Source organism: Rhodanobacter sp. DHB23 (genome assembly GCF_014842975.1).
Lineage (GTDB): Bacteria > Pseudomonadota > Gammaproteobacteria > Xanthomonadales > Rhodanobacteraceae > Rhodanobacter_A.
Map to the genome: position 1 here is coordinate 306,819 of NZ_JACYXK010000027.1, position 15,490 is coordinate 322,308.

The 15,490-nt window shown below is 68.6% G+C and carries 14 protein-coding genes; 10 read left to right on the forward strand and 4 right to left on the reverse strand.

The window, feature by feature from the left end; translation table 11 throughout:
• Positions 1–41 precede the first annotated feature (41 nt).
• From lptF to ltaE, 3 genes are read left to right on the forward strand one after another with little or no spacing between them, the layout of a single operon-like run.
• Positions 42–1,172, forward strand: coding sequence for an LPS export ABC transporter permease LptF (lptF, locus tag IHE47_RS11305; RefSeq protein WP_192105986.1), 1,131 nt, complete (start codon positions 42–44; stop codon positions 1,170–1,172).
• Positions 1,169–2,260, forward strand: coding sequence for an LPS export ABC transporter permease LptG (lptG, locus tag IHE47_RS11310; protein WP_192105987.1), 1,092 nt, complete (start codon positions 1,169–1,171; stop codon positions 2,258–2,260). Before lptF ends, lptG begins: the two co-directional genes overlap by 4 nt.
• Positions 2,261–2,279: 19 nt before the next feature.
• Positions 2,280–3,299, forward strand: coding sequence for a low-specificity L-threonine aldolase (ltaE, locus tag IHE47_RS11315; protein ID WP_192105988.1), 1,020 nt, complete (start codon positions 2,280–2,282; stop codon positions 3,297–3,299).
• 273 nt (positions 3,300–3,572) lie between these two features.
• Here ltaE and IHE47_RS11320 read toward each other — a convergent pair whose 3' ends face one another.
• The 3 genes from IHE47_RS11320 to ubiH all read right to left on the reverse strand — a co-directional run bounded on the left by IHE47_RS11320 (position 3,573) and on the right by ubiH (position 6,978).
• A complete protein-coding gene (locus IHE47_RS11320; protein ID WP_192105989.1) occupies positions 3,573–4,370 on the reverse strand; it encodes a dienelactone hydrolase family protein in 798 nt (265 codons plus the stop codon).
• A gap of 191 nt (positions 4,371–4,561) precedes the next feature.
• Positions 4,562–5,761: a UbiH/UbiF/VisC/COQ6 family ubiquinone biosynthesis hydroxylase gene (locus IHE47_RS11325; protein WP_192105990.1), complete on the reverse strand. Its 1,200-nt coding sequence runs from the start codon at positions 5,759–5,761 to the stop codon at positions 4,562–4,564.
• Entirely contained in the window at positions 5,758–6,978 is a 1,221-nt protein-coding gene (gene ubiH / locus IHE47_RS11330) for a 2-octaprenyl-6-methoxyphenyl hydroxylase (protein ID WP_192105991.1), read from the reverse strand. The genes IHE47_RS11325 and ubiH overlap by 4 nt, the downstream gene beginning before the upstream one ends.
• Before the next feature lie 79 nt (positions 6,979–7,057).
• On the opposite strand from ubiH, the gene IHE47_RS11335 reads away from it, so the two are divergent.
• The 3 genes from IHE47_RS11335 to IHE47_RS11345 are packed head-to-tail and all read left to right on the forward strand — an operon-like array spanning position 7,058 to position 9,165.
• Entirely contained in the window at positions 7,058–7,657 is a 600-nt protein-coding gene (locus tag IHE47_RS11335) for a hypothetical protein (protein WP_192105992.1), read from the forward strand.
• Positions 7,658–7,659: 2 nt separating this feature from the next.
• Entirely contained in the window at positions 7,660–8,232 is a 573-nt protein-coding gene (locus IHE47_RS11340) for a cob(I)yrinic acid a,c-diamide adenosyltransferase (RefSeq protein WP_192105993.1), read from the forward strand.
• Between the two features lie 9 nt (positions 8,233–8,241).
• The gene (locus IHE47_RS11345; protein WP_192105994.1) at positions 8,242–9,165 is read left to right on the forward strand and encodes a histone deacetylase family protein; all 924 of its coding nucleotides are present in this window, start codon (positions 8,242–8,244) and stop codon (positions 9,163–9,165) included.
• Between the two features lie 65 nt (positions 9,166–9,230).
• Here IHE47_RS11345 and msrB read toward each other — a convergent pair whose 3' ends face one another.
• Positions 9,231–9,629 carry a peptide-methionine (R)-S-oxide reductase MsrB gene (msrB, locus tag IHE47_RS11350; RefSeq protein ID WP_192105995.1) on the reverse strand — a complete coding sequence of 133 codons (399 nt, stop codon included), beginning with the start codon at positions 9,627–9,629 and terminating at the stop codon, positions 9,231–9,233.
• A 96-nt stretch (positions 9,630–9,725) separates the two neighbouring features.
• Here msrB and lptD point away from each other — a divergent pair, with 96 nt between their 5' ends.
• The 4 genes from lptD to IHE47_RS11370 are packed head-to-tail and all read left to right on the forward strand — an operon-like array spanning position 9,726 to position 15,477.
• Positions 9,726–12,176: an LPS assembly protein LptD gene (gene lptD / locus IHE47_RS11355; RefSeq protein ID WP_192105996.1), complete on the forward strand. Its 2,451-nt coding sequence runs from the start codon at positions 9,726–9,728 to the stop codon at positions 12,174–12,176.
• A gap of 31 nt (positions 12,177–12,207) precedes the next feature.
• The gene (locus tag IHE47_RS11360; RefSeq protein WP_192105997.1) at positions 12,208–13,575 is read left to right on the forward strand and encodes a peptidylprolyl isomerase; all 1,368 of its coding nucleotides are present in this window, start codon (positions 12,208–12,210) and stop codon (positions 13,573–13,575) included.
• An 11-nt stretch (positions 13,576–13,586) separates the two neighbouring features.
• Positions 13,587–14,615, forward strand: coding sequence for a 4-hydroxythreonine-4-phosphate dehydrogenase PdxA (gene pdxA / locus IHE47_RS11365; protein ID WP_192105998.1), 1,029 nt, complete (start codon positions 13,587–13,589; stop codon positions 14,613–14,615).
• A gap of 46 nt (positions 14,616–14,661) precedes the next feature.
• Positions 14,662–15,477, forward strand: a complete 816-nt coding sequence (locus IHE47_RS11370) for a hypothetical protein (RefSeq protein ID WP_192105999.1) — start codon at positions 14,662–14,664, stop codon at positions 15,475–15,477.
• The last annotated feature ends 13 nt before the right edge of the window (positions 15,478–15,490 follow it).

Consider the following 15,490-nt stretch of genomic DNA (forward strand, 5'->3'; position numbering starts at 1 on the left):
CGCAGCCATTCGGCGTTGACGGAAGCCTTCAAGTTTATCGCATGCTGAGCATTCTCGACCGCTATTTCCTGCGCGAGCTGGCGCAGACCGTGACCGCCACCGTGGTCGTGCTGATGGTGATCGTCGCCGGCACCGCGTTCGCCGGTGTGTTGCAGCAGGTGGCCAAGGGCAGTTTCCCGGCCAGCGTGATGTTCCAGGTGCTGGGCCTGCGCACGCTGCAGCAGCTCACCAGCATGCTGCCACTGGCTTGCATGATCGGCGTGCTGATGGGACTGGGTCGCATGTACCGCGAGAGCGAGATGCACGTGCTGATGTCCTCGGGCATGGGGCCGAACGGTTTGTTGCGGCCCACGGCCATCCTCGCCGCGGTGCTGGTGCTGCTCACCTCCGTGGTGGCGCTGTGGCTGGGCCCGTGGGCGGCCGCCACCAGCAACAACCTGGTGACCGTGGCGAACCGCTCGGTGATCGCCGCCGGCCTCGACGCCGGGCGCTTCACCGAACTTCCGGGCAAGGGCGGCATCGTCTTCACCGACACGCTCAGCCAGGACGGCACCCGGCTTGGGCACAGCTTCGTATCCACCCAGCGCCCGACCAAGGGCGGCCCTGACCACGTCAAGGTGGTCACCAGCGACAGCGGCGAGCTGTACCAGGAAAGCAACGGTTCCAACCGCTTCATCGCGTTCCACACCGGCTGGCAGTACGACATCCCGCTGGGGGCGGACAACTGGCGCCGCATGCAGTACGAACGCAACGACACCGCGCTTTCCAGCGTGACCGACAACGACGACAGCAGCGACCTGGCCGAGAGCATGCCCACGCTGCAGCTGCTGCACACCGAAACGCCGGACGCGCGCGCCGAACTGGCATGGCGCACCAACGCGCCGGCCCTGACCCTGGTGATGCTGATGCTGGCGCTGCCGATGTCGCGCCAGAGCCCGCGCGAACCGCGCTACGGCCGCCTGATGCTGGCGATGGCGACCTTCTACCTCTACTACGTGCTGCTGGCGCTGGGGCGCGCGCAGCTCGACAAGGGCCGCTGGCACCACCAGACCGCGATGTGGCTGCTGCACATCGTGATGATCGCCTTCGCCGGCTGGCTGTGGTGGAAGCAATACGCGCCACGCAAGCCGGGCAACGGCAAGCCGGGCGGCAGCAAGGCGCTGCCCGCATGATCCGGCGCGTGGACAAGCTGGTGGCGCTCAGCGTGCTCGGCTCGGTGATCGGCGTATGGCTGGTGCTCACCGGCTTCGACGCGGTGACGCAGTTCATGCGACAGCTCGGCAACATCGGCAAGAACGGCTACACGCTGACCGACGCCACGGTGTACGTGCTGGTGACCACGCCGCGCCGCGCCTACGACATGTTCGGCAACGCGGCGCTGATCGGCAGCCTGCTGGGCCTGGGCGGCCTGGCCGCCACCAGCGAACTCACCGCGCTGCGCGCCTCCGGCATGTCGCGGCTACGCATCGCCGTATCGGCCACCGGCGTGATCGCGGTGCTGATCCTGGGCGTGGTCGTCCTCGGCGAAACCGCCGCCCCGTGGGGCGACCAGCTCGGGAACGCCATGCAGCTGCGCCTGAAGGCCAACAACATCGGCAACACCGGCAGCGGCCTGTGGGCGCGCGACGGCGACCGCATCATCAATGCCCGCGGCGGCGCCATGGCGGTCCACGCCGGCGACCACGACACCGTGCAGCTCATCGACGTGCGCGTGTTCACGCTCACCAGGGACGGCCAGCAGCTCACCCGCTTCGAGCAGGCCAAGACCGCCGACCACGACGGCCGCACCTGGATCCTGCACGACGTGCGCAGCACCACGCTGGACGACACCGGCGTGCACAGCAGCACCGCGCCCAGCGAGCAGTGGAACTCCAGCCTCAACCCGCAGGTGCTGGCGCAATCGGCGATCCAGCCGCAGTACCTGTCGATGCGCGACCTGCGCCGCAACATGCGCTACCTGGAAAACAACGGCGAGAGCCCAGGCGTCTATGCCGTGGCGTTCTGGACGCGCGCGCTGTACGCGCTCAACGTGCTGGTGCTGGTGCTGTGCGCGATGCCGTTCGCGTTCGGAACGATGCGCTCGGGCGGCCTCGGCAAGCGCATCTTCATCGGCATGCTGCTGGCGATCACCTGGTACTTCCTGCAGAAGGCGATGGTGAATTTCGGTACTGTCTACGGTATACCGCCGCTGCTCGCCAACCTGTTGCCCGCGGCCCTGCTGGCGCTGGCGGCCTGGTCGTACTTCCGCAAACACGCATGACGGACAAGGGGTGGCGGCGATGAACGTGGTCGACCTGCGCAGCGACACCGTCACCCGTCCCACGCCGGCGATGCGCGCCGCGATGCTGGACGCCGAGGTGGGCGACGACGTCTACGGCGAGGACCCCACCGTCAACGCGCTGCAGCGCCGCCTGGCCGGCGACCTCGGCTTCGAGGACGCGCTGTTCGTGCCCAGCGGCACGCAGGGCAACCTGCTCGCTCTGATGAGCCATTGCGAACGCGGCGACGAATACCTGGTCGGCATGGACGCGCACACCTACAAGTTCGAAGGCGGCGGCGCGGCCGTGCTGGGCTCGATCCAGCCGCAGCCCGTCGTGCAGGATGCCGACGGCACGCTGCCGCTTGATCGCCTCGCCGCGGCGGTCAAGCCGGTGGATCCGCACTTCGCGCGCACGCGCCTGCTCGCGCTGGAGAACACCTGGCACGGCCGCGTGCTGCCGCAGGACTACCTGCGCGCCGCGCACGACTTCGCCCGCGAACGCGGCCTTGCCCTGCATCTCGACGGCGCGCGCATCTACAACGCGGCCGTGGCCGGCGGGGTATCGGCGCGCGCCATCGCGCGGCACTTCGACAGCGTGTCCGTGTGCCTCTCCAAGGGACTGGGCGCGCCGGTGGGCTCGGTGCTGGCCGGCCCCGCGCCGCTGATCGAGAAGGCGCGGCGCTGGCGCAAGGTCACCGGCGGCGGCTGGCGCCAGGCCGGCATGCTCGCCGCCGCCTGCCTGCATGCGCTGGACCACCACGTGGCGCGGCTGGCCGACGACCATCGCCGCGCGGCGTACCTCGCCGACCGCCTGCGCGAGATCGCCGGCGTGAACCTGCTGGGCCAGCACACCAACATGGTCTTCGTCGACGTGCCGGTCGAACGCCTGCAGGCGCTCGACGCCCACCTGCGCGCCGCGGGCATCCGCATCAGCATCGGCTACCTGCCCACGCTGCGGCTGGTGACGCACCTGGACGTGGACGACGAGGGCATCGAATGCGTGGCGGAGGCGTTCCGCGCGTTCTTTGCGCACGGCTGACGATGCAGTTCTCCCTCTCCCCGCCGGGGAGAGGGCTGGGGTGAGGGGCGGGTGCTCGCGACGATCTTTCATCTCCGCACTTTGGCTCGCCTGCGGCGGGCTTTCGATCGCCTGCCGGCGGCCGAGTCACTTCTCTTTGCTGGCCACACATAGAGAAAAGTGACTCGGCCGCCGACAGGCGGACGAAACCGCTTTGAAACTTGCGAATGGGAGCGGAAAAGCCCCTCTCCCCTACCCCTCTCCCGCAAGCGGAAGAGGGGATTCATGGCGCAATCAATCGCGTCGTCCGGCAAACGCCTCATCCAGCCACGCATGCATCAGGCGATACGAACGCGCCGCCACCTTCGCGTCGTACTTGCAGCCGGGCGAGTTCTCGCCTTCCTCGGTGAAGCAGTGCACCGCATGCCCCAGCACCACGAACTGCCAGTCGGCGGGGCTCTGGCGCATCTCGTCCATGAACTTGCCGGCATCCTTCATCGTCCACGTGTCGTCGGCGCCGTTCATCGCCAGCACGCGGGCCTTGATGTGTTTCGCCATCGAGGCATCGTCGGTGGAGAGGTCGCCGTGGAAGGACACCACGGCCGCCACGTCGGCGCCGCTGCGGGCGAGGTCGAGCACGGCCGCGCCACCGAAGCAGAAGCCGATCGCGGCGAGGCGCGTGGTATCGATGGGCGCGTCTTTCGCCTGCGCCTTGAGCTGCGCCAGCGCTTCGTTGATCCGTGCGCGCATCAACGCGCGGTCCGCGTACAGCGGCTTGACGGCGGCCTGCGCCTGCGCGTCGTTGTCGAGTTGCGGACGCACGTCGGCGCCGTACATGTCGGTGAGCAGGATCACGTAGTCCTTGCCCGCGATCATCTCCGCCTTCCTGATCGCTTCGTCGTTGATGCCGAACCAGTTCGGCACCATCACCAGACCGGGACGCTTCGCGCTGCCGGCATCGTCGTAGACCAGCACGCTGCGGAAGCGCGTGCCGCCCTGGGTCCACTCCACCGGGCGATGCACCATCTTCGCCTGCGCGGCGAAGGCGAACCCGGCGAGCAGGACTGCAGCAAGACAACGGATGTGGCGCATGGCAAAACCCTCCCTTAAATGGAACCTGATCAACGGCGAGACTCAGCTAGAAGCGGCTTTTACTTGAGGAGTGCGGCCAGGGATGGCCGCCCATTTGATCTTCGCGATCAGGGATGATCGCATTTACTTAGAGTGCGGCCAGGGATGGCCGCCCGTTTGACCTCCGCGTTCGCGGACGAACGCAAAAAACATCAAAGCCCGGCGGCGTGCCGTGCGATGCGCCGCTTCAGCGGCGCCAGCCGGTCGAGCAGGCGCACGCCGAGGCCGCGCGCGGCGACCAGCGGCGGCGCCTGCCAGGCATAGACACGCGCCAACGCATCGAAGCCGCGCGCATCCAGCGTGTCGGCACTGCGGCGGCGACGCGCATAACGGCGCAACACATGCGATGCGGCGAAATCCCGGCCGGCGTCGCGCGCGGCGACCAGAACGTCGCGCAACTCCGTCACGTCGCGCAGCCCGAGGTTCACGCCCTGCCCGGCCAGCGGATGCACCGCGTGCGCGGCGTCGCCCAGCAGCACGAAGCGTTCGGCCTGGTAGTTTTCCGCCAGCTGCAGCCTGAGCGGGAAAGCGGCGCGTTTCGTGCTGGACACGATGCGCCCCAGGCGGAAATCGCTGGCCACGCCCAGCTCCTGCATGAAGGCCGCATCGTCCAGCGCCAGCACGCGTTGCGCCTCGTCCTCGGGCAGCGACCAGACGACGGAGCTGCGTCCGTCGGCCAACGGCAGCAGCGCCAGCGGGCCGGTGGGCAGGAAACGCTGCCACGCCGTCTGTTCGTGCGGCCGTTCGCTGACGACGTGCGCCACCACCGCGCGCTGCGCGTAGTCGCGGCCACGGGTGGCAATGCCCACCATGTCGCGCAGCGGCGACGCGGCGCCGTCGGCAGCCACCACGAGGCGTGCGGACAGGCTCTCGCCATCGGCCAGATCCAGCGTCACGCGATCCCCTCGCGCCTCGATGCCCTGCACCTCGGCCGGGCACAGGCGGCGCACGCCGGCAGCTTCCAACGCCTGCCACAGCGTCCACTGCACGAGGTTGTTCTCGACGATGTGGCCGAGCAGGTCGCGACCTTCGTCCGCCGCGTCGAAGTCGATCGCCGCGCCACTTTCGCTGTCCCAGACGTGCATGCGCGCGTAAGGGCCGGATCGTGACTCGCGGATGGACGTCCAGACGCCCAGCTCGTCCAGCAGGGCGACGGACGATGGCGCCAGCCCGACCACGCGCAGGTCCACTTCGTCGCCGGCGCTCCACGGCTGCGGCGCGCGCGCTTCCAGCAGGGCGGTGGCGAAACCGGCCTTCGCCAGCGCCAGCGCAGCGGCAGCACCGACCATGCCGCCACCGACCACGGCGACGTCCAGCGCGGGCGCGCGACGGCGTTCCGCGGCGGTGCTCATGGCAGGCGCTCCAGCACCGCACGCGGCGGCTCGCCGCGGAAGCCCATGCCGTGGCGTGCGAGGCGATCCTGCAGCGGTGCGAGGCGGTCGTTGGCGAGCAGCGCCAGCGAGCGCAACGGGGCCAGCAGCGGTTGTTCGAGGCAGGCCAGCCGCACCAGGCCGTGACTCATCGCCATCGTGCCTTCGCGGTCGGGCGCGCGACGCGCGGCGTATTGCTCCAGCAAGGCGGGCGCGCCCGGATCGTCCGCGGCGGCAACCAGTTCGGCGAGGGTCAGCGCGTCGCGCAGGCCGAGGTTGAAACCTTGCGCGCCGATCGGATGCACGGTCTGCGCCGCGTTGCCCACCAGCACCGCGCGCGGGCCGGTGAGCCGCTGCGCGGCCACGCGCTGGATCGCATAGGGGTGGCGCTTGCCGGGCCGCGCGAGGCGGCCCAGCCGCCAGCCGAAGCGCTGCTGCGCCAATGCCGCGAAGGCATCGTCGTCCATCGCCATCACTTCATCGGTCTGCCCGGCGGGCACGGTGAGCACCAGCCCGCAGCGTCCCTGCGCCAACGGCAGCAAGGCCACCGGGCCCTGGTCGGAGAAACGCTCATAGGCGCGATTCGCATGCGCGCGTTCGGGCGTGACGGTGGCGACGAACAGGGTCTGTTCGTAGTCGAGCCGCTCGGCCTCGATGCCCAGCTGCGCGCGCACGAAGGATTCGGTGCCGTCGGCGCCCACCAGCAGCGCGGCATCGACCACGTGCTCGCCCTCGCTGCCGCGGATGCGTGCGCGCCAGCCATCCGCCTGCGCTTCCAGCGATTCCAGCTTCGCGGGGGCCAGCCGGGTCAGTCGCGTGCAGGCATCCAGCCGGCGCAGCAGGGCCGCGCCCAGCTCGCGCGCAGGCAGCGTCCAGCCCACGGCATCCACGCCATGCTTCGCCGCATCGATGCGCGCGCTGCCGAACTCGCCGGCGCGGCTGACATGGATGTGGCGGATGGCCGTGGCCTGCGCGGCCGCATGCGGCCACACGCCGATGACGGCGAGGCCGTTGACGGTGGCGCGGGCCAGCGCGAGGTTGCGCTCGTCGTAGCTGGGCTGGGCGTCGATGCGCGGCGCGGCGGCCTCGACCAGGGTGGCGGCGACGCCGGCGGCGTCCAGCGCGATGGCGAGGCTGGCGCCGACCAGGCCGCCACCGACGATCAGCACGCCGCCGGCAGGGGATGCGGTGGGATTCATGCGCAGGATGATACGCGTCCGCGCGGTTGCCTTGGGCTAAACTGTGCGTCTGAATCCAGCCGCGCTGCACGGAGTACACATGGCAACCACAACGACCCGACGCCTGGCCATCTTCCTGGCCCTGGCCCTGGTGATGGGCGTCACCCGCTTCCATCCCTCGCTGCTGCACCACGCATTGTGGGATGCCTCGTGGGGCGTATTCTTCCTCGCCGGTTTCTGGCTGCGCGGCCAGGGCCGCTGGGCCTTCCCGCTGCTGATGGCCGAGGCGGTGCTGGTGGATTACTTCGTCATCACCGGCATGGGCATCGACTTCTGGCAGCACTACTGCGTGTCGGCGGGCTACTGGTTCCTGGTTCCGTCCTACGGCGCGCTGTGGCTGGGCGGCAGCTGGCTGGCGAAGCATCAGCAGGGCGTCAACCTCACCACGCTGGGCCTGGCGCTGGCCGCGCTGCTCGTCGCCGAGGGCGCCTGCTACCTGATCTCCAACGGCAGCTTCTACTGGATCAGCGCCAGCGTGCCGCTGCCGCGCAGCTTCGGCGCATGGTTCGCCAACCTCGGCGACTGGTACCTGCCCTTCCTCGAAGGTACCGCCCTCTATGCGGGGCTGGGCGTGGTGGCGCACGTGCTGGCGACGCAGCTGTCGCGCGCTTCCCAGCACGGCGGCCAGGCGCAGCACTGACGGTGGGCAACCGCCTTTCGAAGATCTACACGCGCACCGGCGACGACGGTTCCACCGGGCTGGGCGACGGCTCGCGCGTGCAGAAGGACTCCCCGCGCGTGGCCGCCTACGGCACCGTGGACGAGCTCAACAGCGCCATCGGCATGGTGCTGGCCAGCGCAGGCGTGGACGACGCCGTGCGCGAGGCGCTGACGCAGATCCAGCACGAGCTGTTCGACCTCGGCGGCGAGCTGTGCATCCCCGGCATGGCGATGATCGAGGACGCCGACGTCGCGCGGCTGGAAGCCGTGCTGGACGGCTTCAACGAGGCGCTGCCGCCGCTCAAGGATTTCATCCTGCCCGGCGGCGGCATGGCGGCCTCCTGCTGCCACCTGGCGCGCACCGTGTGTCGCCGCGCCGAGCGCGAGGTGATCGCGCTGCGCCGCGTGGAGCCCGAGGTGCGGCCGCAGACGCAGCGCTACCTCAACCGCCTCTCCGACCTGCTGTTCGTGCTCTGCCGCGTGCTCGCCCGCGCCGGCGGCCACGGCGAGGTGCTGTGGCAGCACGAGCGGCGGCGCAAGCCCGCCGCCGGTTGAAGGGGCCGCATGCTGCGGCTCTACACCCATCCCGCCTGCCTGCAACACGACAATGGCCCCGGCCACCCCGAGGCACCGACGCGCCTGGGCGCGGTGCTGCGCGCGCTCGACCATGACCGCTACGCCGCGGTGGACCGCGTGGAGGCGCCGCGCGCCAGCCGCGAGCAGCTCCTGCGCGTGCACACGGCAGCACATGTCGAGCGCATGCTCGCGGCCGTGCCGGAAGGCGAGGCGCGGCGGCTGGACGAGGACACCGTGCTGTCGCCCGGCTCCGCCGAGGCCGCCCTGCGCGCCGCCGGCGCCACGGTGGCGGCGGTGGATGCCGTGCTCGGCGGCGGCCACGTGTGCCGGGCGTTCTGCGCGGTGCGCCCGCCCGGCCATCACGCCACGCGCGGGCAGGCGATGGGTTTCTGCCTGTTCAACAACGTGGCGGTCGCCGCGGCGCATGCGCTGGCGGCGCATGGCCTGAAGCGCGTCGCCATCGCCGACTTCGACGTGCACCACGGCAACGGCACGCAGGACATCTTCTGGCGCGAGCCGCGCGTGCTGTTCGCCTCCAGCCATGAGATGCCGCTGTATCCGGGCACCGGCCACCCGGGCGAACACGGCGCGGGCAACATCCTCAACCGGCCGCTGTCGGCCGGCGACGGCCCCTACCTGTTCCGCGAACTGTGGGAAGGCGACCTGCTGCCGCGGCTGCACGCGTTCAAGCCGCAGCTGGTGCTGGTCTCCGCGGGCTTCGACGCGCACCAGCGCGACCCGATCGCCAACCTGTGCCTGGGCAGCGAGGACTACGCCTGGATCACCGCGAAGCTGGTCGAACTGGCGAACCGCCATGCCGACGGCCGGCTGGTTTCCACGCTGGAAGGCGGCTACGACCTCGCGGCCCTGGCCGCCAGCGCGGCGGCGCACGTCGAGGCCATGCTTGATTGAAAAGTGCGGCCATGGATGGCCGCCCGTTTGATCTTCGCGATCAGGGATGATCGCAAAGGCCAAGCTCACTCCGGCACGAAATCCAGTGCCAGCGAGTTGATGCAATAGCGCAGCCCGGTGGGCTGGGGGCCGTCGGGGAACAGGTGGCCCAGGTGCGAGCCGCAATGCGTGCAGCGCACCTCGATGCGGCGCATGCCGTGGCTGTCGTCGTCGTGGACGGACACCGCGGCCGGGATCAGCGGCTGCCAGAAGCTGGGCCAGCCGGAGCCGGAGTCGTACTTGCCGTCCGAACCGAACAGCACGCTGCGGCAGGCCGCGCACACGTAGGTTCCTTCGGCATGATGGCGGTACCACTTGCCGCTGAACGGCGGCTCGGTGGCCGAGCAACGGCAGACCGCGTACTGCTCGGGGCTCAGCTCGGCCCACCACTCCGCCTCGCTCCTGACCAGCCCGGGTTCGCTCATGACTGAATCCTCGTTGCCCGCGGCAGCCCTTGCTGTCTGCCTGATCCGGGGTGTTTCTGCTAGCTTTACCGACCTCACTGCCGCCGGGTTTCCATCGTGACGCGCAAGCTCCCTCCACGCCGCCTGCTGGCGGTTGCCGCTGCCCTTGCCCTGGTCGGTGGCCCGGTCGAAGCCGGTCACGCCGGGCAACATCGCGGCACCACGCTGGATGGCAGCGAGCAGGTCTGCCCGCTGGGCACCTTCGTCTGCCCGCCGCGTCCGTACAGCTACGTGATGTGCCACCCCAATGCGATGCTGGAGTTCTACGACCCCACCCTGAGCAAGGACAGCAGCATCCGCGACACCAGCAAGACCTACGTGTCCGCGAAGCACGTGGACAGCGCCGACCAGACCGTCTACCACCTGTCCGGCGACGTGCGCATGGACAGGGCAGATCAACGGCTGCAGGCGGACACGGTTGACTACAACGACGACACCACCGACTACGACGCGCGCGGCAACGTGCGCTACCAGGACTACGCGCAGCTGATGTCCGCCACGCATGCGCGCGGCAACGACGCTTCCGGCATCGGCATCGCCGACGACGTGCGCTACCAGATGCTGGATTCGCGCGGCAACGGCGTGGCCCGCCAGGCGCAGGAATTCGACGTCCAGCACACCCGCTACACGGAGGCCACCTACTCCACCTGCGACGTCGGCAGCCACCTGTGGGAGTTCCGCGGCAAGAGCATCACCGTGGACAAGGAGAACGGCGTGGGCGTGGCGCGCGACGCCACCTTCCGCGTCGGCAACGTGCCGCTGCTCTACCTGCCGTGGTTCAGCTTCCCGGTGGACAACCGGCGCAAGTCGGGCTTCCTGTACCCGACCATCGGCCACAGCAGCCGCTCGGGCTTCTTCCTCAGCACGCCATACTACCTGGACCTCGCGCCGAACTACGACGCCACGCTGGATCCGCGCATCTACACCTCGCGCGGCTTCATGCTGGACAGCGAGTTCCGCTACCTGTTGCCGGGCAGCAACGGCACGATGGACGTGGAGTACCTGCCGAACGACCACGGCCCCACCGATCCCGGCACCACCGCCAACACCGCGGGCACGAACCGCTACCGCTACATCATCAAGGACTCCACCCACCTGTGGGGGAGCTGGAACTTCAGCACCTCGATCGACCGCAGCTCGGACAACAACTTCTTCTACGACTTCGGCAACCAGATGGGTGGCGCGCCGATCTACATCCTCACCTCCACCGCGCAGGTCGCCGGCGGCGGCAAGTGGGGGGACGCGTGGTGGAACGCCTCGGTGGGCGGCACCGCCTACCAGAACATGAACCCGTTCCTCGACGACGCCTCGCTGCCCTACCGGGAGTTGCCCTACGGCAATTTCAACATCGACTGGCCGATCAACAACTGGCTGGAATTCGGCATGACCAACCAGTTCGCGGCGTTCCGCAAGCCGGGCTACGTGGAAGGCAGCCGCGAGGATCTGCAGCCCTACCTGTCCGCCGACTTCGGCACGTCCGCATGGTTCGTGCGCCCGCGCGTGGAATGGCGCTACACCGACTACCAGCTCAGCGCCGGCTACCAGCAGTACGGCTACTACGGCCTGCTGGGCAGCGGCACGGCCTCGCCGTTCACGCAGCAGTCGCCCAGCCGCTCGCTGCCCATCGTCAGCGTGGACAGCGGCCTGGTGTTCGACCGCGACACCTCGCTGTTCGGCCAGGACTACACGCAGACGCTGGAGCCCCGGCTGTATTACCTGTACGTGCCGTACCGCAACCAGGACAACCTGCCGCTGTTCGACAGCAGCCTGATGACGTTCGACTACTGGCAGTTGTTCTCCACCAACCAGTTCGCCGGCGCCGACCGCCAGATGAACGCGAACAACCTCACCGCGGCCATCACCACCCGCCTGCTCGACGACAGCGGCGTGGAGCGGCTGTCGGCCAGCTTCGGCCAGATCCGCTACTTCACCCCGCAGCAGGTGCAGATGCCGAACAGCGCGAACACCGTGTCGCCGGCCACCGACTGGAGCGGCTCGGCCTACGTGGCCCAGTTGGACCTGCAGCTCAACGACCGCTGGCGCGCCAGCAGTTCGTACCAGTGGGATCCGCACACCCGCAATACCGACATGGCCATGTTCCAGTTGCAGGGGCGGCTGGGCCTCGACGGCATCGTCAACTTCGCCTACATCTACCGCACCGGGCTGATGGAACAATACAGCGCCTCGGCGGTCTACCCGCTGTCCGAGCGCTGGCGCCTGATCGGTGCCTGGACGTACGCGGAACCGGTCAAGGGCGTGGTCAACCCGTTGCGGGGCACGATCGAGGCCGTGGCCGGCGTGCAGTACGACAGTTGCTGCGTCACCCTGCGACTGGTCGACCGCAGCTACGTGAACCAGGGTTACTACGGCGTCGCCGCTCCCATCACGGGGACGCCGGTCAACCGGCGCGACAACGCCATCATGTTCGAAGTGGTCTTCAAGGGCCTCGGCTCCACCAGCAGCCAGATCGACCCACTGCTGCGCCGTGATATTCTCGGCTATCAATGATCCGCTGTATTCCTCTCTTGGCTGCTCCCTGATGAAGCGTTTTCTCGCACCGATCCTGTCCATCCTCGTGTTCGCGCTCGCCCTGCCCGCGCAGGCCCAGTTGCTGCCCAGCGCCGGGACGGGTGCCACCACGTCGCCCAACACGCTGGACCGCATCGTGGCGGTGGTGAACGAGGACGTGATCCTGCAGAGCGAGCTGGACAACGCGGTGCACTCCGTCCAGCAGCAGTACGCCAGCCAGCCCGGCCAGTTGCCGCCGCTGAACGTGCTGCAGCAGCAGGTGCTGGACCGCCTGATCCTGATGAAGCTGCAGCTGCAGAAGGCCGACGACCAGGGCGTGCACGTCTCCGACAACCAGGTCGACCAGGCCGTGGCCCAGGTGGCCCAGCAGAACAAGATGACCCCTGACCAGCTGCGCACCGAGGTCGAGCGCACCGGCCAGGACTTCGGCGCCTTCCGCCAGCAACTGGCCGACCAGCTCACCGTGCAGCAGCTGCACCAGAGTGTGGTGCACGACTCGGTGTCGGTCACCGACAGCGAGATCGACAACCTGCTCGCCAGCCCCAGCTACAAGGCCGGCGAAGTACACCTGGCGCACATCCAGATCAGCATCCCGGGCGGCGCCGATGCCGCCGCCATCCAGGCGGCAGCGGCCAAGGCCGAGGCGGCGATCAACGCGATCAAGGGCGGCATGGACTTCAACGCCGCGGCGATCCGCTACTCCGACGCGTCCGACGCGCTGGACGGCGGCGACCTCGGCTGGCGCCGCATGGACGAGATCCCGCCGGCCTTCGCCGACACCGTGGCCAACATGAAGCCCGGCGATGTCAGCTCCGCGCTGCGCGGCCCCACCGGCTTCCACATCCTCAAGCTGGTCGGCCAGCGCGAGCCGTCCAAGCAGATCGTCACCGAGTACCACGCGCGCCAGATCCTGCTCAAGCCCAGCGAGCTGATGACGGCCGACCAGGTGCAGCAGAAGGCGCAGGATCTGTACGGCCAGATCGTCAACAAGCACGCGGACTTCGCCAAACTGGCCAAGGACAACTCCAAGGACGACACCACCGCCAACGTAGGCGGCGACATGGGCTGGTTCGCACAGCAGGCCTGGGGCGCCGCCGTTGCGCAGCAACTCGGCCAGCTGAAGGACAACGAGGTCTCGAAGCCGTTCCAGGCCGGCGACGGCAGCTGGGACATCGTGCAGCTGCTGGGCACGCGCCAGAGCGACCTCACCAACCAGATGGCGCGCGACCAGGCCCGCCAGGCCATCGGCAACCGCAAGGCCGAGCAGGCTTACGACAGTTTCCTGCGCGACCTGCGCGCGAACGCCTACATCCAGGTGCTGGTGCCCGAGCTGCGCGACGACACCAACACGCCGGCCGACGCCGGAAAAGCCTCCTAAGAGCCGTCGGCATGGCGCTCCCGCGGCTCGCCGTCACTGCTGGTGAGCCGGCCGGGGTCGGTCCGGAACTGGTCGCGCGACTGGCCGCCACGCCACTGGCGGCCGACCTGGTGGCTGTCACCGACCGCGACCTGCTCGCCCGCGCCGCCGAGCGCTGCGGCTTGCGCATCATCCTGGACGACGACGACGGCTCGCCGCTGGCGCAACGCGAACCCGGCCGCCTGCGCGTGCGCCACGTGCCGCTGGGCGCCGGGGAAATCCCCGGCCAGCCCGACCCGCGCAACGCGCGCCACGTACTCGCCACCCTGGCCGAGGCCGCCGACGGCTGCATGGCCGGCCGCTACGCCGCCGTGGTTACCGCGCCGCTGCAGAAGTCCGCGATCAACGAGGCCGGCATCCGCTTCAGCGGCCACACCGAGTTCTTCGCCGAGCGTGCCCATGCCGACGTGGTGATGATGCTGGCCAGCCCCGAGCTGCGCGTGGCGCTGGCCACCACGCACCTGCCGCTGGGCGCAGTGCCGGCCGCCATCACGCGCGAATCGCTGGCACGCACGCTGCGCATCGTCCACGCGGAACTGCGCACGAAGTTCGGCATCGCCGCGCCGCGCATCGCCGTGCTGGGCCTCAACCCGCATGCGGGCGAGGGCGGCCACCTCGGCCGCGAGGAACTGGACACCATCATCCCGCTGCTGGACGCGCTGCGCGCCGAAGGCATGCAACTGCTCGGCCCGCTGCCCGCCGACACCGCCTTCGTGCCCGCCCAGCGCGCGCACTACGACGCGGTGCTGGCGATGTACCACGACCAGGCCCTGCCGGTGCTCAAGAGCGAAGCCTTCGACCGCACCGTCAACCTCACCCTCGGCCTGCCCTTCATCCGCACCTCGGTCGACCACGGCACCGCGCTCGACCTCGCCGGCAGCGGCCGCGCCGATCCCGCCAGCCTGATCGCCGCCGCGGGGATGGCCATGAATCTCGCCGCTCAGCCTTGCAATCTCCAGGCAAGGGCCACTTCCGCCTCGAAGCAAATCATTTTGGATTGATCGGCGAAATCATTTTCAGCTGGATCACGCCACGCATGGAGTGAGTATGGAAACCGTCTGTCAGGCTTGTGGTTACCAACGGAAACCGACCGATCAGGCGCCTGACTGGGAATGCCCCGCATGCGGCAAGGCGTATTCGAAAACATCACATGGCTCACCGGCATCACTGCCGGTCAAGGCGCAGAACTCCTCACCCGATCCTGATAACCCTCACGTCGGCGAGGGTGCTTGCGCGAATTATCTAGCGACGCACTACTGCTTGCCGCAAACATACCGTGACGCTTTTCTGCGGCGAGTGGTGATTCCGGTACTTGCGACGACAGCCATGCTCACCATGATCGTGCTGCTCACTGCCGTATTTTTGGGGCCAGTCAAGCGGCAGGGATTATCAATTGGCTGGTTGATCTTCCCCTTCGATGGTCTCGCGTTGTTGGTGGTGTGCTACGTAGCCAGCATGATCTGGCGGAGCATGACCATTCGCGCCGATTCGATCGAGATCGTGCAAGCATCTTCGACACGAGTGATCCGCGCCGTGGACGTGCTCGGCTATGCAACCGATTATGTGCATGCTGGCCGTTCCTCCGGTTGGAGATATGCCTTTGTTTGTCGCCAATATGGCCAACCAGAGGAACGTATGTATTTTGTGCTCGGGCCGGACAACTTGAAGGATCCACGCTTGCTCGGCCTATTCCGAGCCATGCACAACTATGGAAATTCGAGCCTTGACAAACTGCTGGGCGAAGTAATGAGTGGCGAACAACGCAAGTCGGATCAATTTATCGCAGGGATGCTTTTTCTGATTGACCTCTATATGACGTGGAGCTTCTGGCCACTGATCTGCACCATGCTCAGAAAAATGTGAGATGGACGCACTA